Source organism: Streptomyces sp. NPDC097107 (genome assembly GCF_044762405.1).
In the GTDB taxonomy this organism is placed as follows: Bacteria; Actinomycetota; Actinomycetes; order Streptomycetales; family Streptomycetaceae; genus Streptomyces; species Streptomyces thinghirensis.
Genome location: NZ_JBIWEF010000002.1, coordinates 533,206 through 557,953, shown reverse-complemented (window position 1 = coordinate 557,953; position 24,748 = coordinate 533,206). Strand labels below are relative to the sequence as shown.

The 24,748-nt window shown below is 69.6% G+C and carries 17 protein-coding genes and 1 tRNA gene; 7 read left to right on the top strand and 11 right to left on the bottom strand.

Annotated elements, in window-relative coordinates:
- Nucleotides 1-3: 3 nt before the first annotated feature.
- Genes ACIQ1J_RS06280 through ACIQ1J_RS06265 form a run of 4 tightly spaced genes read left to right on the top strand, consistent with a single transcriptional unit; the run spans nt 4 to nt 4,161 of the window.
- Complete coding sequence (locus tag ACIQ1J_RS06280) at nt 4-819, top strand: radical SAM protein (RefSeq protein WP_403554537.1); 816 nt, start codon at nt 4-6, stop codon at nt 817-819.
- Nucleotides 820-842: 23 nt separating this feature from the next.
- Nucleotides 843-2,570, top strand: a complete 1,728-nt coding sequence (locus ACIQ1J_RS06275; protein ID WP_403554535.1) for a carbamoyltransferase C-terminal domain-containing protein — start codon at nt 843-845, stop codon at nt 2,568-2,570.
- Nucleotides 2,567-3,172, top strand: a complete 606-nt coding sequence (locus ACIQ1J_RS06270; protein ID WP_403554533.1) for an HD domain-containing protein — start codon at nt 2,567-2,569, stop codon at nt 3,170-3,172. Before ACIQ1J_RS06275 ends, ACIQ1J_RS06270 begins: the two co-directional genes overlap by 4 nt.
- Nucleotides 3,169-4,161, top strand: coding sequence for a glycosyltransferase (locus tag ACIQ1J_RS06265; RefSeq protein ID WP_403554531.1), 993 nt, complete (start codon nt 3,169-3,171; stop codon nt 4,159-4,161). Before ACIQ1J_RS06270 ends, ACIQ1J_RS06265 begins: the two co-directional genes overlap by 4 nt.
- 11 nt (nt 4,162-4,172) lie before the next feature.
- On the opposite strand, the gene gltX is transcribed toward ACIQ1J_RS06265, so the two are convergent.
- From gltX to ACIQ1J_RS06250, 3 genes are all read right to left on the bottom strand, one after another.
- Nucleotides 4,173-5,540 carry a glutamate--tRNA ligase gene (gltX, locus tag ACIQ1J_RS06260; RefSeq protein ID WP_403554821.1) on the bottom strand — a complete coding sequence of 456 codons (1,368 nt, stop codon included), beginning with the start codon at nt 5,538-5,540 and terminating at the stop codon, nt 4,173-4,175.
- 159 nt (nt 5,541-5,699) lie between these two features.
- Nucleotides 5,700-6,413 carry a hypothetical protein gene (locus ACIQ1J_RS06255; protein ID WP_403554529.1) on the bottom strand — a complete coding sequence of 238 codons (714 nt, stop codon included), beginning with the start codon at nt 6,411-6,413 and terminating at the stop codon, nt 5,700-5,702.
- A 312-nt stretch (nt 6,414-6,725) separates the two neighbouring features.
- Nucleotides 6,726-7,283 carry an ATP-binding protein gene (locus tag ACIQ1J_RS06250; protein WP_403554527.1) on the bottom strand — a complete coding sequence of 186 codons (558 nt, stop codon included), beginning with the start codon at nt 7,281-7,283 and terminating at the stop codon, nt 6,726-6,728.
- Nucleotides 7,284-8,035: 752 nt separating this feature from the next.
- Here ACIQ1J_RS06250 and ACIQ1J_RS06245 point away from each other — a divergent pair.
- Nucleotides 8,036-9,901 carry a hypothetical protein gene (locus tag ACIQ1J_RS06245; RefSeq protein ID WP_403554525.1) on the top strand — a complete coding sequence of 622 codons (1,866 nt, stop codon included), beginning with the start codon at nt 8,036-8,038 and terminating at the stop codon, nt 9,899-9,901.
- 83 nt (nt 9,902-9,984) lie between these two features.
- On the opposite strand, the gene ACIQ1J_RS06240 is transcribed toward ACIQ1J_RS06245, so the two are convergent.
- Nucleotides 9,985-10,212 (bottom strand): integrase, encoded by a 228-nt coding sequence (locus tag ACIQ1J_RS06240; protein ID WP_387181956.1) that lies wholly within the window; start codon nt 10,210-10,212, stop codon nt 9,985-9,987.
- Nucleotides 10,213-10,329: 117 nt separating this feature from the next.
- On the opposite strand from ACIQ1J_RS06240, the gene ACIQ1J_RS06235 reads away from it, so the two are divergent.
- Both ACIQ1J_RS06235 and ACIQ1J_RS06230 read left to right on the top strand, forming a co-directional pair.
- The gene (locus ACIQ1J_RS06235; protein ID WP_403554523.1) at nt 10,330-10,968 is read left to right on the top strand and encodes a helix-turn-helix transcriptional regulator; all 639 of its coding nucleotides are present in this window, start codon (nt 10,330-10,332) and stop codon (nt 10,966-10,968) included.
- Nucleotide 10,969: 1 nt separating this feature from the next.
- Nucleotides 10,970-12,613 carry a tyrosine-type recombinase/integrase gene (locus ACIQ1J_RS06230; protein WP_403554521.1) on the top strand — a complete coding sequence of 548 codons (1,644 nt, stop codon included), beginning with the start codon at nt 10,970-10,972 and terminating at the stop codon, nt 12,611-12,613.
- Nucleotides 12,614-12,664: 51 nt separating this feature from the next.
- Here the strand turns inward: ACIQ1J_RS06230 and ACIQ1J_RS06225 are convergent, their stop codons facing one another.
- The 7 genes from ACIQ1J_RS06225 to topA form a co-directional block, all read right to left on the bottom strand.
- The gene (locus ACIQ1J_RS06225; protein WP_403554519.1) at nt 12,665-13,783 is read right to left on the bottom strand and encodes a DUF6615 family protein; all 1,119 of its coding nucleotides are present in this window, start codon (nt 13,781-13,783) and stop codon (nt 12,665-12,667) included.
- A gap of 8 nt (nt 13,784-13,791) precedes the next feature.
- Nucleotides 13,792-14,418 (bottom strand): hypothetical protein, encoded by a 627-nt coding sequence (locus tag ACIQ1J_RS06220; RefSeq protein ID WP_403554517.1) that lies wholly within the window; start codon nt 14,416-14,418, stop codon nt 13,792-13,794.
- A 256-nt stretch (nt 14,419-14,674) separates the two neighbouring features.
- Nucleotides 14,675-14,748: transfer RNA gene (locus ACIQ1J_RS06215), tRNA-Thr, on the bottom strand.
- 118 nt (nt 14,749-14,866) lie between these two features.
- The gene (locus tag ACIQ1J_RS06210) at nt 14,867-16,486 is read right to left on the bottom strand and encodes an alpha/beta hydrolase (RefSeq protein WP_403554515.1); all 1,620 of its coding nucleotides are present in this window, start codon (nt 16,484-16,486) and stop codon (nt 14,867-14,869) included.
- Between the two features lie 106 nt (nt 16,487-16,592).
- Nucleotides 16,593-17,798 carry a DNA polymerase III subunit delta' gene (locus ACIQ1J_RS06205; RefSeq protein WP_403554513.1) on the bottom strand — a complete coding sequence of 402 codons (1,206 nt, stop codon included), beginning with the start codon at nt 17,796-17,798 and terminating at the stop codon, nt 16,593-16,595.
- A 323-nt stretch (nt 17,799-18,121) separates the two neighbouring features.
- Nucleotides 18,122-21,523 carry a dTMP kinase gene (gene tmk, locus ACIQ1J_RS06200; protein ID WP_403554511.1) on the bottom strand — a complete coding sequence of 1,134 codons (3,402 nt, stop codon included), beginning with the start codon at nt 21,521-21,523 and terminating at the stop codon, nt 18,122-18,124.
- 158 nt (nt 21,524-21,681) lie between these two features.
- Nucleotides 21,682-24,552, bottom strand: coding sequence for a type I DNA topoisomerase (gene topA, locus ACIQ1J_RS06195; protein ID WP_403554509.1), 2,871 nt, complete (start codon nt 24,550-24,552; stop codon nt 21,682-21,684).
- Nucleotides 24,553-24,748: the final 196 nt, after the last annotated feature.

Here is a 24,748-nt window from a genome sequence, read left to right as displayed (position 1 = left end):
TCCATGACGTCCTCCGTGCTCTCCGGCGCGCCCAGGACCCTCAAGACCGCGAAAATCAAGATCACGACCAAGTGCAACCGCCACTGCGACTTCTGCATCTTCGCCGAAGGCGGCCAAGGCGAGAACATGCCGCTGGATACGTTCAGGCAGGTCCTCGATCGCCTCGGACAGATCCCGTTCCGGCAACTGCACATCAACGGCGGAGAACCAACCGTCCACCGCGACTTCGGCGAGTTCAGCGGTCTGGCCCGTGACCGTTTCCCGGACCAGGTGATGGTGCTCGGCTCCAACGCGATCACCCTGGCCCGCAACGAGCGTCTCCTCCAGGCGACCCTCGCGCACTACGACCAGGTCCTGATCGGCTGCGACGAGGAGCACGACAACTACGACGAGGTCGGCGCCGTCGTCCCCGTACTCCGGGAGGCCGGAAAGACCGTCGTCATCAACAGCGTGCTGGAGGCCATCGCCCCGGACCGTCTCGGTCAACTGGCCGCTCTGTGCGACGAGTACGGCGCCATCCACGTCACCAACCACGTCCACCACATCGACGTCGGCCAGCCAGCCAACGATCTCGGCGGACTCTGTGACCGCAACGTCGACCAGCACCTCATGATCGAGGTCGACGGCGACTGCTACCGGTGCTTCAACGCCATGGCCAAGAACGACAGCGAGTTCACGGTCTGGGACGACGACTTCGCCACCAAGGTCTTCGCGCCGCGCCGTGAGCACTACGACTTCTGCCTGAAGTGCCACGAGTACAGGGACTCGGGTCTCCAGGTCGTCCCCTCCCCTCTCGCCCGCCGCACGGCTTCCGTCTGACCACCACCTTTCCGGAGGTCCCCATGTCCGCAGCGCTCGGTCTGAACTTCCACCACGACACCTCCGCCTGCCTCGTCGTCGACGGCCGCATCTACGCGGCCGAGGAGGAGCGGTGGAGCGGCATCAAGCACAACCGCACCACACGCAAGGGCGTCCTCACCGCCCCCACCCACGCCCTCGACTGGTGCCTGCGGTCCGCCGGCATCACCATCGAGGACATCGACCACGTGTGGACCCCGTCCATGCGTCCCAGCCCTCGGCACGGATCGTGGGTATCCACCGAGCAGGGCGAACTCGCCGCCCTACTCCCCGGGGTGCTCGGGCAGCGGCTGAAGCTCATCTCGCACCACACCGCGCACGTCCTGTCCGGCTATCTGCTCTCCGGCGAGGAACACGCCGCCGGCCTGGTCATCGACGCGGGCGGGTCCGCGCTCGGCACGGACATCGCGTCGGGACGCGAACGGATCACCGGCTACGACCTGACGCCGGACAGCATCGACCGGATCCACCAGGTCACACCGGCCATCGCCCCCGGCCCGTCCGGGCCCGTGCGCACCCACCCGTCCCTCGGCCACTTCTACCGCAACCTAGCGCTGCGGGTGATTCCGCCGGGCAACGAGGTCGAGGGCAGCATGATGGCCCTGGCCGCCTTCGGCGACCCGGACCGCTACTACAAGGAACTCCGCGACCTCGTCCATCTCGGTGAGCACGGGCACGTACACATCGCAGCGCCATGGGGCTCGTACGACGCCGACACTCCGCTCGGGATCGAAGGCGCACTCTGGACCGCGCGGTCCGCCGACTCGAAGCCCCTGGACGCCCGCGCCGACCTGGCCGCGGCAGCCCAGCGGGTCTTCGCCGAGGCGGTCGTCCACGTGGCCCGTCACCTGCGTCATCTCACGGCCGCACGCACGCTCGTCTTCTCCGGCGGCTGCGCTCTGAATTCCCATCTCAACGGCACGCTCGCCGAGCAGTCCGGTTTCGAGAACCTGTTCGTCGCCCCGGCGCCGCACGACGCCGGCACCGCGGTCGGCGCGGCGCTCTACGCCTGGAACTACGTCCTCGGACAGCCCCTCCTGCCGACGCCCGAGGACGCCGACTGGGGCCCGCTCCCCGGCGCTCTGCCCGACGGAGCGCTCGCGGGCGGCTACCGCACCGTCTCCGACCTAGGTGAGCGGCTGATCCCCACCGTGGCCACGCTCCTCGCGGACCACCACGTCGTCGGCTGGGTGCGCGGCGGCATGGAGTTCGGGCCCAGGTCCCTCGGCCACCGCTCGATCCTCGCCCACCCCGGCGAGGCGGCGACCAAGACCCGCCTGAACGCGCTCAAACAGCGGGCCGACTACCGCCCGTTGGCGCCCCTGGCACTCGCCGAGGAAGCCGACGCGTGGTTTTTCGGCGACGGCGATCCGTTCATGAACCGCGTCGTACGCGCCCGGCACTGCAAGTCCGACCGAATGCCCGCGGTTGTCCACCACGACGGGACCGCCCGTCTCCAGACCGTGAGCCGAGGGCACTCCGGCGTCCGCCCGCTCCTGGAGGAGTTCCATCGGCTCACCGGCGTACCCGTCCTGCTGAACACCTCCCTGAACTTCAAGGGAACGCCCATCCTCCGCACCGCCGAAGAGGCCGTCGCCGCCGCGGTCGAACTCGGTCTCGACGCCGTGGTCGTCGAGGACACGTTGGTCCTCGCCCCGCACGTGCGGCTCGACACGGCCCTGACGGCCCCCGGCGGAACGGACCGCGCATGACCAGCATCCCCGCCATGGCGGACGAACTCGGCTTCAAGGACTGGCCGGAGCCGGAACGAGCGCGAGGCCGGCTCGCCGCGACCCTCGCCACGACGATCTACGCCGGTCACGTCCGAGACCAGGGCACGCCCTACATCAGCCATCCGGTGCGCGTCGTGGCCATCCTGAGGGACGAACTCGGCGTCACCGATCCCGAACTGCTCATCCTCGGCTTGCTGCACGACGCGCTGGAGATCGCGCCGACTGCTGAGCGCCTCATCGCGTCCCAGCTGGGCCCAGCCCTCACCCAGCGCCTGCGTTCCATGACCCCCGACCATCGGCTGGAGCAGCGCCGGAAGCAGCCGTGGGACTCGGACATCTGGCCCAACAAGATCAGGTGCCTCGGTCCGGAGGAACTGCTCGTCCGACTCGCCGACCGTATCGACAATCTGCGCGACCTGCGGCACTCGCCAGACCCGGACCGTCGGGCGCGCTTCCTCGACAGCCTGACCAGCACCTACCTGCCGCTCGCCGAGGAGTCCCGCGAGGTGAGTGCACCACTGCGAGCCGCGTACGAGGTGCTCCATGCCGAGTACCGACAGCAGGCGGAGGCGGGCACGTGACCCCGGTCGTCCACTCCATGTCGCCGCAGGGTCGCACCGGAGGTCGCGTCTACCTCCGCATGATCCACGAGGCCACAGCCGACTCGATCGAATGGCGCACGGTGCCGGACTACAAACGCGCCTACACCGTCCGCCGAGGACGGAAGGTGCGCCATCTCGCCCGCCTAGCGCCTCGTATCCGCGAACTCAGAGACGAGCCGGGCGCGTTCCTCTGGGACGACCTCAGCATCCTGTTCTTCACCCCGGAGATGCGGGCCCGGACCGTCTTCGTCTTCCACCACTACGAGCCGCTGCAGTTCGACTCCTGGCCCCTCGAACCGCTGCTGTGGCGCAGGCTGTTCGCGGTTCTGCCCCAGTGCCGCGCGGTCGTGTGTGTCGCCCCGTCCTGGGCGGCGTTCCTGCGGGAGCGCGGGGTGGACAACGTCCAGGTGATCTACAACGCCTTCGACCTCGCCGAGATCGACAGAGTCCGCGGCATGGACCCGGCCGAATGCAAGGACCGCCTCGGTCTCCCTCAGGACGAGATCACGGTGTACGCGGGCAAGGCCGTGCACTGGAAGGGCATCGAGACGGTCGCCAGGGCCATCGAGGTCGAACCCGGGCTCCGTCTCGTGACCACCGGAAGCAACACCATCGGCTCCCCGGGTCACCACTTCGACCTGCCCCGTCCCCGGTACCTCGAACTGCTACGGGCCTGCGACGTCGGAGTCTTCACTCCCCGTATGCAGGAAGGGTGGAGCCGCTGCGCCGCGGAGGCTCTGCTCCTGGGCATGCCCTGCCTCATCCAGCCGATCGCCGGACTCGGCGACCTCGCGCGTCTGACCGAGCAGCCACACCCGGATGCGCGTCGGCTGGCCCAGCAGATACGGGAGCGGGCGGGCGCGGCGCCTGCCGAGTCGAAGACCGTGTACGAGACTCTGGCCCGCTTCGATACGACGTACTTCGGCGACGCCTGGTCCCGTCTCCTCTCAGAGGTGACGGGACCATGATCACGAAGTGATCAGCCGGCGAGCTTCGCGAGCGCCACGTCGATCCGGGCGAGCGTGCGGTCCTTGCCGAGGACCTCCAGTGACTCGAAGAGGGGCAGACCGACCGTGCGGCCCGTGACCGCGACGCGCACCGGGGCCTGGGCCTTACCCAGCTTCAGGCCGTGCTCCTCGCCTGCGGCCAGGACCGCCTCCTTCAGGGACTCGGGGCTGGCCCAGTCGGCCGTCTCCAGCTTGGCGCGGGCCGTGGTGAGGAGAGCCGCCGGGTCGCCTTTCATCGCCTTGTCCCAGGACGCCTCGTCCTCCACCGGCTCCTTCAGGAACAGGAAGTCGACGTTGGCCGTGATGTCCGAGAGGACGGCCACACGGGTCTGGGCGTGGGGGGCGATCGCCTCCCACGCGGCCTGGTCGAAGTCCTCCGGCGCCCAGTTGGCGTACGGGGCACGCAGCCACGGCTCGCAGGCCGCGACGAACGTCTCCAGCGGCAGGGCTCGGATGTACTCGCCGTTGAAGGCGGTCAGCTTCTTGATGTCGAAGAAGGCCGGCGAGGTGTTCACGTCCTCGACGCGGAACTTCTGCTCCAGTTCCTCGTACGGAAGGATCTCGACGTCGTCCCCGGGACCCCAGCCGAGCAGCATCAGGTAGTTGGTCATCGCCTCCGGCAGGAAGCCCTCGGCGAGGTAGTCCTCAAGAGCGACCTTGTCCCGGCGCTTGGACAGCTTCTGCCGCTTCTCGTTCACGATCACCGGCAGGTGCGCCCACACCGGGGCATTCGCGCCGAGCGCCTCCCACAGGAGCTGCTGCTTGGGCGTGTTCGACAGGTGCTCGTCACCACGGATGACCAGGGTGATGCCCTCGTCGAGGTCGTCGACCACGTTGGCGATCAGGAATACCGGGGAGCCGTCGCCGCGGGCGATGACGAAGTCCTCGATCGCCGAGTTCGGGAAGGACGGCTCACCTCGGATGAGGTCCACGACGACCGTCTCGCCCTCGGTGGGCGTACGGAACCGCAGCGCCCGGCCCTCGACGTACTCCAGCCCCCGGTCCCGGCAGAAGCCGTCGTAGCCGAGGTGCTGCGAACCGCTCCGCTCCTGGAGCTGCTCACGGGTGCAGTCGCAGTAGTACGCGCGGCCCTGCGCGTAGAGCTGCTGTGCGGCCTCGGTGTGACGGTCGGCGTTCTGCGACTGGAAGTACGGACCCTCGAAGGCGGGATCGTCCTTGTGGATCCCGATGGCCGCGAGCGCGCTGATGATGCCGTCGATCCACTCCGGCTTGTTGCGAGCCGCGTCGGTGTCCTCGATACGCAGGACGAACTTGCCCCCCGACTGTCGTGCGACGGCCCAGTTGTAGAGAGCCGACCGGGCCCCGCCAACATGGAACATTCCAGTCGGGGACGGGGCGAAACGCACGCACGTGGAGGCTGTAGACATGGGCGCAAGCCTACCGATTGCGGAGGGCTGCTCGACCGCACATGCCGGAGCGTCCCGCCGCTCCCACCCAGGGATCCCGTGCGCCACAAGACCTCTCCAGAGCGGTGTGCGTCAGCCCTGAGCCGAGCGGCCTCGATTGCAGACGTGCCAGGCCGTGGCCTCGCTGACTCCGAACGCGACGCCGAGTTGGGCGTACGTGGCCCCAGTCTGCTCCCGCATCCGTACGAGACCGCCCTCCTGTTCGCTGGTAAGCGCGTTCCGTCCGCCTCGTCCGGTGGCCGGCACAGGGGGCGGATCGGTGAGATGACGCCACGTCGCCCCTTGTACGGCGGCTCGCACCGTCGCGTACTCCAGATGGAACTTGTCGGCGAGTGATCGCAAGGAAGCGCCGCCGGCATGCGCACGCCGCATCTCGCCCACCACCGCAGCGGTCAGGAGCACGCCTGGGCGGCGAAGCTCCCCGGCGCACTCCTCGGCCGCCTGATCATCGACATGCGCCCAGGTAACTCCGCGAATAGCGTCATGAACAGTGTTGTAGGGGAGGCCGCACCTCGTCGCGAGGTAGCGCACTGAAGCGCCGCCGGCGTGCTCTCGCCTCAGCCTGCGCACATGATCTTCGTTCAGAACGGTGGGGCTGGGCTGATCCGGATCAGCTGGCTGGGGCCGACCGATCGGCGGTGGATCGTCCACCCGACGCCAGGTCACGCCGTAGACCGCCTTCGAGAGCGCCCTGCTGCTCACGCCGATCAGGCGTGCGAGGTGCTCTACCGAGGCCCCGTTTCGCACCTGCCGCCGGGCGTCACGCACCAGTTCCGCCGTGAGCACCCTTCGACCGCCACGATGCTCTCGTACCGGATCGCTGGAAGGCGTTTCCGAAGCACGTGACGACACGCAGACCTCTCCACTCTCAGCCCCTGAGCCAGGCAGGCCGACCTCGGGCCGCAACACAACATCACCGTGGAGAGCAATGTACGGCGCGCCGTCCCCGCCGCGATCAGATGTGCGTGCAGGCAACGTCCACGGCTAGTTCCGCCCCCGACCGTGTCCTACCGACGGTCGGCCACCCCGCTCGCGGTCGGCGGGTTTGCCGACGCTGCTTCCAAGCCGTAGTGGGGTCGGTCGTTGGGGTTCACCGCCTCAGGCGGCTCGCTGCCGTTCCCCAGCACCTGCCGCGACGGAAGGTGCCCGCGACTTGGCCTGCGGTTCGATACCGTCCTCTCGATCAGTCCACCGCACGGCAGCCACGCCCGAGGACTGAGCACGCGTGGAGTCGTAACCCAGGCTCTCGGTCGAAGACTGTGGCGCGATCTCGAACCACGTCGTCTTGCCTGGGGAGTCCGGCTGCACTCCCCAGGCATCCGCCAAAGCATCAACGAGCAGGAGGCCCCGGCCGCGCTCGTCGTTCGGCCCAGCTTCAACAGCGCTCGGCAGCGACGGGTCGGTGTCCGTGACTTCGACACGAAGCCGTTCGTCGGTCCGCGTCACAGCAACGTCGCACGGAGCAGCTGAGTACAGGACGGCGTTGGCGATCACCTCGCTCGCCAACAACTCAACGGTCTCCGGCGTCTCGTCCGAGATAGAGAGGCCCAATGTCCCGACCAGTACAGCGACTTGGCGACGCGCGGACGGGACGACCTCGACAGCAGCCGCGACCGTGAATTCGTACATCGGACGTTCGGGATTGCAACGCTCCATGACGACACCTCACCTTGGTAGCGACCTCAGTGAACGGAAGCCTTCCATCCGACAAGTGCCGTGTGAGGACAGTCTGTCCGTAGGCAAAGCCCGGCAAGGTACTTGACGGTTTCGGCTAGTTGCCATACAAATCAGCGACTGAGCCGCTGCCCACAGGCCAGTGCAGTACTCGGGAGTCCTTCGCGGTACCCATACCCTGCGAGCCCTTGTATCAGGCGCCATCCTCTCGAATCACGACTGCAATTTCAGCGTCGTCCTCCGTCGTCGACACTCCGTCCGCCGACAGTGCACGGAGGGCGTTCTCGTAGTCGAAGCACGCGGTGCGCGCCTTGCCATCGCTGGGACCCTCGGACACGTCGAATTTCGTGCGCGGTGAGCAGTCGGTGGTTCTCCGAGATCAGGGCCGCCATGCCGAGCGACGTACCGATGGCCTTCACTCAGCTTCCCTGACGGGCCTTCGATGCCTGTACGAAGCGGTCCGGCAGGTGTTGGAGACCGGCAGCACCCTGGCCCCGCCCGCCAATCGAGTGATCAGCGCGTCATGCAGCTGGAGCCCGACGGGCAGATGGGCTACTTTGCTCTCGCCTGGCCTCGGACGCGGCCAGTTCTGGATGCCTGCCCCGACCTCAGAGGGCATTGCCCGGAGAACCTACGTCGCTTGACCCTCATCTCGCTTTCTATCTGCTGTCGTTGTGTTGACACGCGCCTTCGCTGCCCAGGTCGGGGGGCGGCTTCTGCGGAGGGATCGCGTCATGTACAACCTCGACCAAATCAGTAACGCCGCCGCCCAGCTCACCGGTGAGTCTCTGGAAGGCGCGCGGCAGCGCCTCGGCGCACTTCAACGTTTCGACCAGTTGATCCCTGCCGCTTGGGCGGGACAGGCCCTGTTGGAGTCCGTGCTCGTCTCCGCACTGAGCTCCGTGACTGGGCAGAGCCGGCCGTTCGGAGTGCGGGAGGCCAAGCCCGTCAACGAGGGTCTGGTGCTCCGCGTGGAACGACCTGAGGATGTGCAAGCCCTACTTGAGCTGCTGCCATACCAGCCGAAGAGGGGGCCGTGGGGCGGGGTGCGCGGACTGGTCGTCCAGACCGACGCCAAGCGGCTGCGGTTCGGATTCCGTACCTGGGTGTACGAGCAGTCGTGGCGGGCTTCCGAGCCAGCGGTGTGGGTGACCGGACCACACGGGGTGGACCTACCCGCGCTGATGGCCGCCCACGAAGAGCGGATCCGGGCGGCTGGGCACAGAACACCGTGGGATCCTCAGCATCCGGAACCTGGGCCTCGGCGGAGAGAACCGGCAGCGCGCAGTCTGGTGCGCCAGCTCAGCGCCTCCTCCGCGATGGGCAGTGCCCTTCTGCGGCGACCGCGCCTGTGGGACAGCCTGGCGGGCTACGCCGGGGTGCGGATGGCCATCCAGATGACCGACTACGGACTCGACTGGGTCTTGGACCGCCAAGTGGCCGGACCGCAGTTCGACGACGCTCGGCTCATCGAAGTGCTGACGGACCGCATCGTCGGCTGCGGCCTACGAATCCTGGACCACGCCTGCGGCGCCGAAGAGTGCACAGTACGGCTGGCCCCGCGGCCCGGGACGTGGGACTGGAGGGGTGTGCTCACCGTACGCAGCCATAAGGCCGCGTCACAGCCACACGTTCAGGTGCCCGGTCCGCGGCCCCTAACCGCGATCGGTGATCGCCTCAGCGTCAGCCGTCCGGTCACCAACCTCGACGGCCCAGATCGCGGCGTCCAGGAGCACGACGGTGTCATCATCCAGCTCACAGGGGTGCCACGCACCGGCGGCATGCATCGGGACGATCTGTCCTGGGTAGCGGAGCAGATCGCGGCCGTATGGACGACGCAGGGCCTGGTCACCGCCATCATGCTGGCCCGGGACCGGGACGACTGGATCGGCTTCCGTGACCCTGGGCAGCCGACATGGGCCACGGCCCCGGTCCCAGGCACAGTCGAGGGGTGGCGGCGGCTTCGCATCGCCCCGCCACCCGGAGAACTCTGGTCGCTGAAAGTCTCCGACGATGCCGAAGTAGTCGCCGGCGCACTGGCGGACGCCCGACGCCGCTTCGACCGCGTCTTTCTGATCAAAAGGAACGACGACTGGCCCTGGGAAGAACACTCCTCTGGCCAGCTCACCGACGTGCGGATCCTCGTGCATCGGGCAGAACCGTACGAGCGGCGTATCCCACTCCCCGCCGAATCAGGGCAGGCCGCCGAATCCGTGATGCTGACGCCTGCCGAATCAGCCATGCAGTGGCGCCAGCAGGAACTGGGGCGTTGGACCTCGAAGCGCCCCCTGACCGGGATGCTGCTCGTCAACCCTGCCACCCTCGACGTACAGCCCGACGACTTCGACATGGCCGTCGAGAACGAGCTCGCCCGCTACGGGGCACCCGTTCTCGGGCGCTTCCCCGCCAACCGGCCAATCGCCCACGGCCCCGGGCTCAGCCCACACCCACCCACCGTCCTGGACCCACAGACCGACCAGCCCACCCACGCCCAGATGATCACTGCGGCGAACGCTCTCGCCCACCGCCTGTGGCCTGACTCTCCTCTTGCCGACGAGCTGCCCAAAGCCCCGGGGGCTCCCGTGACTTCACCGAGTTAACGTTCCATACGGCAGCGGGGCCAGCGACGGCATCCGGCTCCGCTGCCGCCCCGTCCGTCGACTCCCCGTTGGAGCGCGCTCAGCTAGGCACACAGCTGCCCGCGCTCAGCCTCCTGCTCCGGACCTACGCCGAGAATCCGGTGCAGCTCCGCCGTGACCACGCGATAGGCGTTGCCCAGCTTGAGGACGGAGACCGGGTACTCGCCCCTCTTCGCCAGGGCGTATCCCGTGCTGCGGCCGATGGTCAGCGCCTTGTTGGCCGTATCGAGGTCTACGGCAACAGGCAGAGCAAGCAGTTCGTCGCGTGTCATCCCTCGACCAGCCTTCGATGTCGCCATGATGCATTCCGATCGCCAATTTGTGCAGTGACAGCAGAATCAGTACCACTGATGTTGCAGCCACTCATTTTCGCGACGTCAGTTGTAGCCATGACGAATGCAGACTGGTCGCCGAGCTTCACCGCCCGCGTCGCCGAGCAGATGCGCCAGGCCCGCAAGGCCGCCGGCCTCACCGTGGCAGAGGCCGCACAGGCGTGCGTGGAGCTGGGCCTCGCGGTCCCCAAGACGACAATCACGAATCTGGAGACCGGGCGACGTACCTCGATCGACCTGGCGGAGTTCCTCGTACTCGCCGAGGTCTACAAGGTCCCGCCGATCAGCCTGCTGTTCCCCTTGGGCGTGGAAGCCTCCGTCGCCGTGCTCCCGGACCGGGAGGTCCCGACCTGGGAAGCAGTCGCGTGGTTCACCGGCGAGACACCGTTGACCAAGCCCGCGCCGCCAGGTTCCGCCCGAGAGATGCTGGACACATTCCGCACCCACAGCGACGCCGTGGCCACGGCTGTTGCATCCACGCGCCTTGCGAAGGAACGACGGCGGAAGGCCAGCATCACGCTCGACTCCGGTCGGCGCGAGACTCTCCTGGAAGCCGCTGCCTCCTACGAGCAACTCTCCTTTGACGACTGCAGAGAGTTGAGGGAGTTCCGCCAGGCGATGCGGGAACGCGGGCTGGTTCCGCCCGCCCTCCCCGCCGATCTCTCGTTCGTCGACGAACCCGACCCCCAGGACTAGCGTGACCAGCACCACCTCCTCCGGCGGCACAACCACCCGGCGCTGCTCGTGCCGCAACCCGGAAACCGGCAAGAACTACGGCAAGTCGTGCCCCAAACTCGCCAACCGACGTCACGGCACCTGGGCGATACGCCACGAGCTGACCAACCGGTCCGACGGCACCCGCCGGGAGTTCCGTCGCAGCGGTTTCGAATCCTCGGCTGAGGCGACCAAGGAACTGAACAAGGTCCGTGCGCTGCTCGCCATACCCGAAGAGGACGATCCAGCCGGCCATATCGCGATCAGCGACATGCTGGAAACCTGCTCCACGAGCAAGGAGCCGCTGCCGGACTACGACGAGACGCGTCGGCGGCTCGCCGCCGGGCAGGCCCTCAACCCCAGGATGTCGGTGTCCGAATGGCTCGACCTCTGGTTGGGCGGCAAGAAGCGCCTCCGCGTGGGCGGCCACAAGCGGTACGAGAGCGACATCCGGGTCCACCTGAAGCCCCATCTCGGGGATGTACGACTCGACAAACTCAACGTCCCTCACCTGGACCGGATGTTCGACGCCATCAACGAGGCGAACATCGAGATCCAGGAACAGAACACCCAGAGGCGTGCGGCTCTCGACGAGCTCAAAGCCATCCCCTCCTGGAAGGGCGCCGAGAACCGCGCCCGCCGTAAGTGGATCAAGGCCGCCATCGACCAGATGCCGCCCTTCCGTCGGGTGACCAGCATCAACACCCAGCACCACATCAGGGCCACGCTTCGCGCCGCACTCAACACCGCCATCTCGCAGCGGATCGTCCCGAACTACAACGCGGCCGAGCACGTCGAAATGAAGCCCGGGACCAAGCCCAAGGCTCTCGTCTGGACCGAGGAGCGGGTGGCCCACTGGCTGGCTACGGGCGAGAAGCCCAGTCCGGTGATGGTCTGGACTCCAGAGCAGACCGGCCAGTTCCTGGACCACGTCGAGGGTGACCGTCTGGATGCCATGTGGCGTCTGGTCGCTTTCCGCGGCCTGCGTCGAGGCGAAGGATGCAGCCCTCGCTGGATGGACTTCTCCAAGAGGACGCGCTCCCTGGAAATCGCCACCCAGCTCGTCCAGGACGGCTGGGAGGTCCTCGAAGGTCTCCCGAAGACCAACAGCGGCATCCGGTCCGTCGCCCTCGACGAGGAGACGGTGGACGCGCTGGAGCGACGCAAGCTCCTCCAGCAGGAGGAGAAGCGCAAGTGGGGTGACGCGTGGAAGGACACGGGCCGCATCTTCACCGAGGAGGACGGCTCCCTCCTCCACCCGGGCAAGATCTCCGACCTCTTCGAGCGACTCGTCGCAGAAGCCGGGCTGCCGCCGATCCGCCTGCACGACCTGCGTCACGGCGCCGCGACCCTCATGCTCGCCGCCGGCGTCGACATCAAGGTGGTCTCGGAGACGCTGGGCCACAGCGACAGCCGTATCACCCGCGACATCTACCAGTCCGTCCTTGACGACCTCGCACGGGCGGCGGCGGAGGCGGTCGTGAAGCTCGTGCCTCGCGCGCCCCGCGCGATCCGTTCGGTGATCGAACAGCGTGCGGCCCGGCGCGCACCCGCCATCGGGGCCTCGCCCCTCTGCACGTGCGAGTGCACCTGCGGTGCTGCTCAGGATGGAGCACACACCTCATAGCTCGGGGTGTCTGGACTCATCCAGTGGGCTCTCCCTCCCCGGAGGGCTCCCTCAGTCACCCTCTGCAAGGTTCACGAGAACAGCACCAGCAGCTCGCTCATCCGGAGCGATGGCATCATCTCCAAGGATCATGCCTCGCACGCGGTTCGGCAGCTCGAATGGCGGGCGCTCCGCGATCTCCCGCATGCGCCGGTACAGCGGCCATTGCCTCAAGTCGCGAGGCTGCTCGCCAGCGGCCCCCGCCAAGCCGAGTCCCTGGTCGAGGGCGTCCCGTTCCATTCGCCGAACATCCTCTGCCTCAGTGGGCTGAACTGGCCCACTGGCTCTGGGTCTAGCGGGCCGCGACGGCACGTCAGGCCTCACCGTGAGGGGACCAGACTCCTCGTTCAAGGCGACCTGAAGTTCCTTGACCGCTGCCCGGTGAAGGTCCCTCACTCGCCGATACGGCGCCTCCGCCCTCTGCCCCTCGGACTCGTTCTCATCGCACAGAAGACGGTGCCACGGCAGGCTCCGGTCCTTCACGTACGAAGTGCTGGCCCGGCTGAGGAGCAAGGTCCGCTGCACGACGAGAGCAGAGGCGATGGTGCACCCAAACTGTCGTTCGCCAACGGGGCCGTGGCCGCAGCCCGCCAGCGCCCCCGGCAGGAGGTCTGACTGCCAGCTCCGACGGTTGTAGAACACGTAGGCGGGAAAGCACCCCGAGGCGACAGCGTCCTCGATCAGGAGGTCGCTTTGCAGGCTCCCGTTGCTGGGCCGGTACCGAAGCTTGTAACTACCGTTCCACTCCTCGCGCTTGGCTTGGACCCGCATGCCGAAGCCGATGCCACCGGCGTAGAACCACCATTCCCAGTCCGCACCGTTCACGGCCTCCACGGGGCCCGGGAACCAGCGGACCGCCACGCGGTCCGCGTGCTCCATGCTGATGGTCGTCAGATGATGTTCGGTGAGCCCCACCTCGCCGGGTGCCTGGCCTTTCCGATGGCCGTGGGACAGCCGCCCGAAGGTGTACTCGGAGCACAGGCTCAAGGTGCGGCAGAGCGACTTCCCGCGCAGGTCACGGCCACAGAACCGGCAGAACCGAGAGTCGGTCGATGTCTCGCGGCCACACTGGCACACGTGCTCCACGTCGCCTTGCTCCGGGCCAGCAGTCGCCTTGATCTTCGAGATCATCCGGCGGCCTACTCGCGCAGACCGCGCGCGAGCGCGGCATGGCGTCGCATGACCGCGACTGTGCCAAAATCCACCTCGCCCTGGCCGTGCTCCTCCCCGCACGGACAGATGCTCCAGCCTTCCTCCTCCACGCGGTCGGCCACGCCGTCCACCAACACCGCCAGCTCGTCGAGCACCCCCACCGGAATCTCCGCCGCCCCGCCGGCATGACGCTTCACGAGCGCGGCGCCGATCTCCGTAGCGAGGTCCAGGAGATGAGCTGCTGCCGCGCCGTCGTCGTTGAGGCTCGCGTACTTCCCGGCCTGCGCGGCGGCCGTGACCAGATGCCCCAGCGACTCGACGGCCGCGCTGACCGTGCGGTCGTCAATCCGTACCGGCCGTACCGCGTGAGGTCCGGCGGCTCCCTGATCGTCTTCCACCGCCGCCTTCATGATGATCTCGGCAGCGGCTTCCGGGGTCACCAGGTGGACCGCTTCATCAAGATCCATTCTTGTCTGCCGCGCCATGGTCTCGACGAGATAGGCCGCGACACCCTGAACCGATGTCGACTCCACCTCGACGCCACGGGTCAGCAGTACTGCGCTCGTCTGGGTCACGAGGGTCTTGAACGGCACCAGGTCCATCAGCTCTGCCACAGCCCCCAGCCTAGAAGCGGGCGTTGGAGCCTTTCCACAAAACTGGCGTAATCGCCAAGTGATGTGACCGGACCGTTCCATGACGGTGGCGCGCCCTCCCGCGCGCACCCCTCTGCACAAGCTCCGCGCTCATGCGCTCCCCTCGCGCACCCCTTGGATTTAGGGGCACGAACAGGGGAGGCTGTGTCGGCCTACGCAAGGGGCGAAAAAAGCAAAAGCCCCAGGTCACGGCGAGTGAGTCCTAGGGCTTCTACAGAGCCGCCTTCGGGATTCGAACCCGAGACCTACGCATTACGAGTGCGTTGCTCTGGCCATCTGAGCTAAGGCGGCGTGCGCTGTGCACCATGGTGCGATCAGCAACGTCGGTAAGTCTACACAGTTTCCGAGGGTGCTTCGTCCCCGCCCCGGAGGCTGGGGCTCCGGGGCGGAGGGGACGGTTGCCGGGTGGCTACGAGCAGCGTCTTCCGTCTTCCGGCGCGATGCCGCGCAGCAGGTAGGTGTTGATCGCGGAGTCGATGCAGGTGCTGCCGCGGCCGTAGGCGGTGTGGCCGTCGCCCTCGTAGGTGAGGAGGCGGCCGGAGGAGAGCTGGTCGGCCAGGGCCTCGGCCCAGCGGTACGGCGTGGCCGGGTCGCGGGTGGTGCCGACCACGACGATGGGGGTGGCGCCGGCGGCCTCGATGCGGTGCGGTTCACCCGTGGGTTTCACCGGCCAGTACGCGCAGTTCAGGGAGGACCAGGCGAGGCCCTCGCCGAAGACCGGGGACGCCTTCTCGAAGTCGGGGAGCGCTTCTCGCACCTCGTCCGGGGAGGAGAAGGCCGCGGGGAGGTCCAGGCAGTTCACGGCGGCGTTGGCGAACATCAGGTTGCTGTAGCCGCCGTCGGCCTCGCGCTCGTAGTAGCTGTCGGACAGGACCAGCAGGCCTGCGCCGTCGTTCTCCTTCACCGCCGAGGTCAGCGACTCCCGCAGCTGCTGCCAGGCGCCCTCGTCGTACATCGCCGCGATCACGCCGGTGGTGGCCAGTGACTCGGTGAGCTTGCGGCCGTCCGCGTCGCCGGTGGGGATGGGCTTGGCGTCCAGGTCCTCGAAGAAGGCCTTCAGGTTCTTGCCGACCTGGTCGGGGGTGGTGCCCTGATCACCTAGGGGGCAGTCGGGCTGCCGTACGCAGTCCTTCGCGAAGGACTGGAACGCCGTCTCGAAGCCCGCCGTCTGCTCCATGTTCAGTCTGCGCGCGGGCAGCGACGGGTCCATCGCACCGTCCAGCACGAGGCGGCCCGCCCGGTCCGGGAACAGGCCGGCGTACGTCGCCCCGAGGAAGGTGCCGTACGACGCGCCCACGTAGGTCAGCTTCTCGTCACCCAGCACGGCCCGCAGGACGTCCATGTCACGGGCCGCCTCGACGGTCGACACGTGCCGCAGCAGTTTCGGCGCGTCCGCTCCGCAGCCCTCGGCGAACTTCTGGTAGGCGTCGACCAGCTCGGACGCCTCACCCTCGTCGTCCGGAGTGACGTCCGTTCGCGTGTACGCGTCCATCTCTCGGCCGTCGAGGCACTCGATGGGCTCGCTGCGGGCCACGCCCCGCGGGTCGACCGCCACCATGTCGTACTGGGCGCGGACCTCCTCGGGGTAGCCGATGCCCGCGTACTGCTGGAGGTAGCCGATCGCCGAACCACCCGGTCCGCCGGGGTTCACCAGCAGCGAGCCGAGCCGCTTGCCCGGGCCGGTGGCCTTCTTGCGGGCCACGGCGAGCCGGACGTCTCCCCCGGTCGGTTTCGCGTAGTCGAGCGGGGCCTTCATGGTGGCGCACTGGAAGCCGGGGACACCGCAGTCGCGCCAGCTCAGCTTCTGCTCGTAGTACGGCGCCAGCGCGGAGGGCGTGGCCTGCGGCAGCGCGGCCAGCGTCGCCTTCGCCGCCTCCGTCGATCCGGCCGCCTCGGCAGCCGCCGAACCGGCGGACGTCGACGCGCCCCCGGCCGAGCAGGCGGTGGCGAGCAGCGTGGCGGCGAGAAGCGTGGCTCCGGTACGGGTCCTGCCGGTGCGGGTCCTGCGGTGAGTGCGCCTTGTGTGCATTCAGCGAGCGTAACTCTCCGCGACGACATCGATGCCGAGCGTGCTCGACGTGCCTCGTACGAGTGACGTGCCTCGTACGACTACGTCGTCGACCAAGGTCTCCGGGTCAGCCCGCTCTGAGTGCCATCGCCATCGCCTCGACCGCGAGCAGCGGCGGCACATTGCGGTCGAGGGCCTCCCCACAGGCGGCGACCGCCTCGATGCGGCGCAGCGTGGACTCCGGTGAGCTGCCGCGGGCGAGACGATCCAGGGCTTCCTCGGCGTCGGCGTTGGCGATCGCCACACGGGAGCCGAGCTGGAGGGCGAGGACGTCGCGGTAGAAGGCGGTGAGGTCGGCCAGGGCGAGGTCGAGGCTGTTGCGTTGGGTGCGCGTTCTGCGGCGCTTCTGGTTCTCCTCCAGGTCCTTCATCACGCTCGCCGTGCCGCGCGGCAGCCGGCCGCCCTGTGCCGCGCCCAGGGCGGCCTTCAGCTCCTCGGTCTCCTTGGTGTCCATCTCCTCGGCGAGCTGCTTGGCGTCCTCCGCCGCGGCGTCGACCAGTTCCTGGGCCGCCTTGAGGGCACCGCCGACGTCCTCGACCCGCAGCGGCAGCTTCAGCACGGCGGCCCGGCGGCTCCGGGCGGCCGGGTCCGTGGCCAGGCGGCGGGCGCGGTCGATGTGGCCCTGGGTGGCGCGGGCCGCCGCGGCGGCGACGTCCGGCTCGACGCCCTCGCGCCGTACGAGCATGTCGGCGACGGCGTCGACCGACGGGGTGCGCAGGTTCAGGTGGCGGCAGCGGGAGCGGATCGTGGGGAGGACATCCTCGACGGACGGGGCGCACAGCAGCCAGACCGTACGCGGAGCGGGTTCCTCCACGGCCTTGAGGACGGCGTTGGCGGATTTCTCGTTCAGCCGCTCGGCCTCCTCGACGAGGATGATCTGCCAGCGTCCGTTCGCGGGCGAGGTGAACGACTTGCGGACGGTGTCCCGCATGTCCGGGACGCGGATCTCCGCTCCCATGGCGACCACCGTGCTGACGTCCGCGTGGGTGCCGACGAGCGCCGTGTGGCATCCGTCGCAGAAGCCGCAGCCTGGGACACCGCCGAGTGCGCGGTCGGGGCTCACGCACTGCAGCGCGGCGGCGAAGGCCCGCGCCGTCTGCGCCACCCCCGCGCCGGGCGGGCCGGTGAACAGCCAGGCGTGCGTCATGCTCGACGTCTCGGGGAGCGGGCCGTCGGCCGCGGCGGCGGTGACGAAGGCGTCGGCGTCCCGGGCAGCGGCGGCGAGCGGTTCGCTCACCTTCTCCTGTCCGACGAGGTCGTCCCACACGGTCATGGGTCACGCCGCCCTTCCGTCATGTTCCGTCATACTCCGCCGCGCTGCTCCGCACTCCGCGTCGCGTCCTCCATTGTGCGGGGCCGCACTGACAACGGGGGCCGGGGACTCCCGGGGGCGGCGGGCGGTGAGCAGCTGACGGCGGGCGGAGGGCGCCCGGGAACCCGGAGGCCCGGGAGGCCGGGAACCCGGGAGGCCGGAAGCCCGGGAACCCGGAGGCCCGGGAGGCCGGAAACCCGGGAGGCCGGAAGCCCGGGAACCCGAGAGGCCGGAAACCCGGAAGCCCGGAAGCCCGGAAGCCCGGAAGCCCGGAAGCCCGCCGGTCAGCGTCGGCCCTGTCCCTTCCCCCGACGGCCCTCATCGCCGTCACGGCCGTCGCTTCGCCTACCGTCTCCTCGGCCGCCGTCACCCCGGCCGTCTCCGCCGCGGTCGCCGTCACGCGGGCCGAGCAGCTCGTCCGCCAGCGTCGGCAGGTCGTCCAGCGGTGTCTCCTCGGCCCAGTCCGAGCGGCGCCTGCGGGGCGGTGCCTGGTCGGGGTCGACCTGAGGCAGCTCGCGCGTGCGGTCCCGGGATTCCTCGGGCCGGTCGGAGCGAGCGGCCGGACCCTCCTCCCGGAAATAGCCCGGCGGAACCCGGTCGGCGGGGTCGTCCCCGCGTACGGGGGGCAGCACCGCGGTATCGTCCGCGGCTCCCGGCGCGACGGGGGGCAGCACCGCCGTCTCGTCCGCGGCCCGCGGGTCCACCGCCGGCAGCACCGCCGTCTCGTCCGCCGCGCCGGGCGGCACCGGCGGCATGGGCAGTTCTGTCGTCACCTCGGACTCGGACTCGGGTGCGGACGCCTCGGATGCTCCGGACGCCCGGCCGTCGTCGCCGCGCCCACCCCGGGTGTCGTCCTCGGCGCCACCCCGGTCGTCCCGCGAGACGGCAGCGTCCCCGGCATCGGCCGAGTCCCGCACCGGCCGCAGTACCGCCGTGTCTTCCACCGGCCCGCCGGAGGCGTTCGTCGGGGTCACGACCGGCGTCGGCACGGTCACCGCGTCCGACGGCGCCGGTGCGGCCGGCCTCGGCCGGGGCCCGTCCGCCGCGGGAGGCGCCGCCGGCCTCGGGCCCGCCGCGGCCGCTGCCGCCGCCTGCTCCGCCGCCCGGCGTGCCTCCTCGGCTCGCATCAGGGCCTCCTCGGCCTTGCGCTGCTTCTCCAGGCGCCGGGCCTCGGCCTCGGCCCGCAGCCGCTCCTCCTCCTCGGCCTGCTTGCGGCGCCGCTCCTCCTCGGCCCGGCGCCGCGCCTCCTCCTCGGCCCGTGCCTTCTCCTCCGCGAGGAGCCGCGCCCGCTCCTCCTCGGCCTTCCGGCGCGCTTCCTCGGCCCGCTGCCGGGCCTCCTCGGCCTGCCGTTCGGCCTCGCGCCGCTGCGCCTCCTCCAACTCTCGGCGCTTGCGCTCCTCCTCCTCGGCGCGCAGCCGCTCCAGCTGTTCGAGGCGCTCGCGCTCCAGGCGCTCCTCCTCGGCCTTGCGCGCGGCCTCTTCCTCGGCCTTGCGGCGCGCTTCCTCCTCGGCCTTGCGGCGTGCCTCCTCCTGAGCCTTGATCTCGGCCTCGGAGAGCGGCAGCACCTGGTCGAGCCGGTGGCGTACGACGGTGGTGACGGCCTCGGGCTCCTGGCCCGCGTCCACGACGAGGTAGCGCCCGGGGTCGGCCGCGGCCAGGGTCAGGAAACCGGAGCGCACGCGCGCGTGGAACTCGGCGGGCTCCGACTCCAGCCGGTCCGGCGCCTCGGTGAACCGCTCACGGGCGGCCTCCGGCGCGACGTCCAGCAGGACGGTCAGGTGCGGAACGAGCCCGTCGGTCGCCCAGCGGTTGATGCGGGCGATCTCGGTCGGTGACAGGTCGCGGCCGGCGCCCTGGTAGGCCACCGAGGAGTCGATGTACCGGTCGGAGATGACCACGGCACCGCGCTCCAGCGCGGGCCGGACCACGGTGTCGACGTGCTCCGCGCGGTCGGCGGCGTACAGCAGCGCCTCCGCGCGGTGCGACAGACCGGCGCTGGAGACGTCCAGCAGGATGGACCGCAGGCGCTTGCCCACCGGGGTCGCCCCCGGCTCGCGCGTCAGCACGACCTCGTGCCCCTTGCTCCTGATCCACTCGGCGAGCGCCTCGGCCTGGGTGGACTTTCCCGCGCCGTCGCCACCCTCCAGGGCGATGAAGAAGCCGCTGGTCGCAGGCGCCGGCACCGGGTCGTCGCCGCCCAGCAGCGCATCCCGGAGGTCGTGCCGCAGCGGCACGCCGGAACGGTCGTCGACCTTGGCCAGCACCAGCGCGGCCACCGGCAGCAGCAGCGCGCCGACCAGCATCAGGACGAACGCGGCGCCGCCGTGCGCGAAGACGAACTTGCCGTTCTCCAGGCGGTGCGGTCCGATCGCCGCCGCCACCACGGGCGCGACGACCGCGCCGAGCGCCACGTAGACCCGGACGACCGCGTGCAGGTGCTCGGTCGTGCGCGTCCGTCGGTGGTCCTCGGCCTCCTGGTCGAGCAGCGTGTGCCCGGTGTTGGCCGCGACGCCCGCGCCGACGCCGGCCAGCGCGAGGAGCAGCAGCACGGTGGTGTCGTCCGGCACGAGGCCGGCGGCCAGCAGGGCGACGCCGGCGAAGGCGATCGCCAGGGCCAGCAGCCGCCGACGGGACAGGGAGGGCAGCAGGGCGGGGGCCGTGCGGATGCCGACGACGACGCCACCGGTCAGCGCGCCCACCATCAGTCCGTACAGCACGGGACCGCCGCCGAGGTCCTTGGCGTGCAGCACCGCCACGGCGACCGCTGCGGCCACCACAGCGGCGACCGCCGCACAGGCGAGCACCAGCAGCGGGAGGGCGCCGGTGCGGCCCCTGTCGACACCCGAGTCACTCTTCGGACGGCGCATGCCCTCCAGCGGCGACCGCGCGCGCGGGGTGCGGACGCCGGGCAACTCCAGGAAGGTCACCACGGACAGGGAGGCGGCGAACAGCCCGGCCGCGACATACGAACCGAGCGCCGCCTGGTGCTCGGCGAACCAGTCGACACCGGCGCCCAGCAGGTTGTTGAACAGCCCCGCGACGACCAGCACGGCACCGGCCAGCGGCACCGCCACGAAACCCGTACGCAGCGACAGGCGGCGCAGCGCGTCCATGTGGTCGGGCAGCGGTCGTACCGTCGCGCCCTCCGGGGGCGGGGCGGGCAGCAGAGCGGGCGCCGCGCTCTCCCTGCACACCGTCCAGAAGCGCTCGGCGACGCCGGTGACGAAGACGGTCACCAGGAGGACGGCGAGCGCGTCGTCCGGCGTCCAGTCGATCCACAGGGGCGCGACGATCAGCAGCGCGACCCGCAACCCGTCGGCGCCGACCATGGTCCAGCGGCGGTCGAGCGGGCCGTCGTGCGAGGTGAGTGAGGTGAGGGGCCCCAGAAGTACGGCACCGAAGAGCAGCGTCGCCAGGATGCGTACACCGAAAACGGTCGCCACTGCGAATGCCACGCCCCGGTAGCCGCCGCCGAACGAACCCGCGCCGATGGCGGCCTGGACGGCGAGGAGGACCAGCACCAGGAGGGCGAGGATGTCGCCGACACCCCCCACGAGCTGTGCGCTCCACAACCGCCTCAGCTGCGGGCGGCGCAGCAGGGCGCGGACGGCGCGCTCGCGGGAGTCCGCGACCAGGGCGTCGTCCGGGGCGGGGTGAGGGGCCGTTGGCTGCTCGGCTCGCGTCATGCGTTCAGCCTATCGGTCGGCACCGACAGTCCGGCGCGCCCGGCCGAACGTACGCACGCCCCGACACCGAAATGATGCCGGGGCGTTCGTTTCGCGAAGAGCGCGGAACACTGCGGGAGACTCCGGGGAAGAGTCCGCGAAGCGCCGAGGAGCGGAGGTCAGTCCTCCGAAGTCTTCGACGCGGTCGCCTTCTTGGCTGCCGTCTTCGTGGTGGCCGTCTTCGTGGTGGCGGTCTTCTTGGTGGCGGTCTTGGCCGTGGTCTTCTTCGCGGCCGTCGTCTTGGCCGCCGCCGTCTTCTTGGCCGCGGTCTTCTTCGCCGCCGTCTTCTTGGCCGGGGCCTTCTTCGCGGCGGACTTCTTCGCCGTCTTCTTGGCGGGCCCCTTGGCGCGCTTCTCGGCGAGCAGCTCGTAACCGCGCTCCGGCGTGATCTCCTCGACGCTGTCGCCGGAGCGCAGGGTCGCGTTGGTCTCACCGTCGGTGACGTACGCGCCGAAGCGGCCGTCCTTGACCACGACCGGCTTCTCGCTGACCGGGTCGGTGCCCAGCTCCTTCAGCGGCGGCTTGGCCGCGGCCCGGCCACGCTGCTTGGGCTGGGCGTAGATCGCCAGCGCCTCCTCCAGCGTGATCGTGAAGAGCTGCTCCTCGGAGGTGAGGGACCGCGAGTCCGTGCCCTTCTTCAGGTACGGGCCGTAGCGGCCGTTCTGCGCGGTGATCTCGACACCCTCGGCGTCGGCGCCGACGACACGCGGCAGCGACATGAGCTTCAGGGCGTCGTCCAGGGTGACCGTGTCCAGCGCCATCGACTTGAACAGCGAGGTTGTACGGGGCTTCACGGCGTTCTTGCCGGTCTTCGGGGTGCCCTCGGGGAGCACCTCGGTGACGTAGGGGCCGTAGCGGCCGTCCTTGGCGATGATGGCGTGGCCGGTGGCCGGGTCGGTGCCCAGCTCGAAGTCGCCGCTCGGCTTGGCGAGCAGTTCCTCCGCCAGCTCGACGGACAGCTCGTCCGGCGCCATGTCCTCGGGCACGTCGGCGCGCTGGTGGTTCTCGGAGTCCTTCTCGCCGCGCTCGATGTACGGGCCGTAGCGCCCGACGCGCAGCACGATGTCGTTGCCGACGGGGAAGGACGACACCTCGCGCGCGTCGATCGCGCCGAGGTCGGTCACCAGCTCCTTGAGGCCGCCGAGGTGGTCCCCGTCGCCGTTGCCGGCGTCGGCGGCGCCGCCGTTGCTCACGCCTTCGCCGAAGTAGAAGCGCCGCAGCCACGGCACCGCCTGCGCCTCGCCGCGGGCGATGGCGTCGAGGTCGTCCTCCATCTTGGCGGTGAAGTCGTAGTCGACGAGCCGTCCGAAGTGCTTCTCCAGGAGGTTGACCACGGCGAAGGAGAGGAAGGACGGGACGAGGGCCGTGCCCTTCTTGAAGACGTAGCCGCGGTCCAGGATCGTGCCGATGATCGACGCGTAGGTCGACGGGCGTCCGATCTCGCGCTCTTCCAGCTCCTTGACCAGCGACGCCTCGGTGTAACGGGCCGGAGGCTTGGTGGCGTGGCCGTCGACCGTGATCTCGTCGGCCGTCAGCGCGTCGCCCTGGGCGACCTGCGGCAGCCGGCGCTCGCGGTCGTCCAGCTCGGCGTTCGGGTCGTCGGCGCCCTCCACGTAGGCCTTCAGGAAGCCGTGGAAGGTGATCGTCTTGCCGGAGGCGCTGAACTCGACGTCCCGGCCGTCGGAGGCCGCGCCGCCGATCTTGACGGTGACGCTGTTGCCGGTCGCATCCTTCATCTGGGAGGCGACGGTCCGCTTCCAGATCAGCTCGTAGAGCTTGAACTGGTCGCCGGTCAGGCCGGTCTCGGCGGGCGTACGGAAACGGTCGCCGGAGGGGCGGATCGCCTCGTGCGCCTCCTGCGCGTTCTTGACCTTGCCGGCGTACGTCCGCGGCTGGGCGGGGAGGTAGTCGGCGCCGTACAGCTGCGTGACCTGGGCGCGGGCGGCGGAGACCGCCGTGTCGCTCAGGGTCGTCGAGTCCGTACGCATGTAGGTGATGTAGCCGTTCTCGTACAGCTTCTGGGCAACCTGCATGGTCGACTTCGCGCCGAAGCCGAGCTTCCGCGAAGCTTCCTGCTGCAGCGTCGTCGTACGGAACGGGGCGTACGGCGAGCGGCGGTACGGCTTGGACTCGACGGAGCGGACGGCGAAGCGCGTGTTCTCCAGGGCGGCGGCGAGCGCGCGGGCGTTCACCTCGTCGAGGTGGAGGGTGTTCGCGCTCTTGATCTGCCCCAGGGAGTCGAAGTCGCGGCCCTGCGCGACGCGCCGTCCGTCGACGGTCTGGAGGCGGGCGACCAGCGACGACGGGTCGGAGGCGTCTCCCGCGCGGCCGGTCGCGAAGGTGCCCGTCAGGTCCCAGTACTCGGCGGAACGGAACGCCATGCGCTCGCGTTCCCGCTCGACGACGAGGCGAGTGGCGACGGACTGGACACGGCCCGCCGACAGCTTCGGCATGACCTTCTTCCACAGGACCGGCGAGACCTCGTAGCCGTAGAGGCGGTCGAGGATGCGGCGGGTCTCCTGGGCGTCGACGAGTTTCTGGTTGAGCTCGCGCGGGTTGGCGACGGCGGCGCGGATCGCGTCCTTGGTGATCTCGTGGAACACCATGCGCTTGACGGGGATCTTCGGCTTGAGGACTTCCTGGAGGTGCCAGGCGATGGCCTCGCCCTCGCGGTCCTCATCGGTGGCGAGGAAGAGCTCGTCGGAGTCCTTCAGCAGGTCCTTGAGCTTTTTGACCTGCGCCTTCTTGTCAGCGTTGACCACATAGATCGGCTGGAAGTCGTGTTCGACGTCCACACCGAGACGGCGGACCTCGCCGGTGTACTTCTCGGGCACCTCCGCGGCGCCGCTGGGAAGGTCGCGGATGTGCCCGACGCTCGCCTCGACGACGTAGCCAGGGCCGAGATAGCCCTTGATCGTCTTCGCCTTGGCAGGCGACTCGACGATGACGAGTCGGCGGCCGCCGTTCGCGGTCTCGCTGGTCGGGGACAACTTCGCTCTTCTCTCCGGTCGACGCTGGGGCGTCCCCAGGCAGTGCTCCCGGGGTCGGGTCGTGCTGCGCTTCGGTCGTGACGCTGCGGAGTGTGACGGTACCTCCCGCCCCCGTGTCAAACGGGAAAAGCCCGCAACGGCCACTCGAACGGTAACCCGACGAACCCCGTTCCTGCCGCCCGGAGTGTTCACCGGC

Bases quoted from the DNA above. Each gene is read 5' to 3' on its own strand.
- ACIQ1J_RS06280 (WP_403554537.1), top strand. From the start codon at position 4: ATGACGTCCTCCGTGCTCTCCGGCGCGCCCAGGACCCTCAAGACCGCG.
- ACIQ1J_RS06275 (WP_403554535.1), top strand. From the start codon at position 843: ATGTCCGCAGCGCTCGGTCTGAACTTCCACCACGACACCTCCGCCTGC.
- ACIQ1J_RS06270 (WP_403554533.1), top strand. From the start codon at position 2,567: ATGACCAGCATCCCCGCCATGGCGGACGAACTCGGCTTCAAGGACTGG.
- gltX (WP_403554821.1), bottom strand. From the start codon at position 5,540: ATGTTCCATGTTGGCGGGGCCCGGTCGGCTCTCTACAACTGGGCCGTC.
- ACIQ1J_RS06250 (WP_403554527.1), bottom strand. From the start codon at position 7,283: ATGGAGCGTTGCAATCCCGAACGTCCGATGTACGAATTCACGGTCGCG.
- ACIQ1J_RS06245 (WP_403554525.1), top strand. From the start codon at position 8,036: ATGTACAACCTCGACCAAATCAGTAACGCCGCCGCCCAGCTCACCGGT.
- ACIQ1J_RS06240 (WP_387181956.1), bottom strand. From the start codon at position 10,212: ATGACACGCGACGAACTGCTTGCTCTGCCTGTTGCCGTAGACCTCGAT.
- ACIQ1J_RS06235 (WP_403554523.1), top strand. From the start codon at position 10,330: ATGACGAATGCAGACTGGTCGCCGAGCTTCACCGCCCGCGTCGCCGAG.
- ACIQ1J_RS06225 (WP_403554519.1), bottom strand. From the start codon at position 13,783: ATGATCTCGAAGATCAAGGCGACTGCTGGCCCGGAGCAAGGCGACGTG.
- ACIQ1J_RS06210 (WP_403554515.1), bottom strand. From the start codon at position 16,486: ATGCACACAAGGCGCACTCACCGCAGGACCCGCACCGGCAGGACCCGT.
- ACIQ1J_RS06205 (WP_403554513.1), bottom strand. From the start codon at position 17,798: ATGACCGTGTGGGACGACCTCGTCGGACAGGAGAAGGTGAGCGAACCG.
- tmk (WP_403554511.1), bottom strand. From the start codon at position 21,523: ATGACGCGAGCCGAGCAGCCAACGGCCCCTCACCCCGCCCCGGACGAC.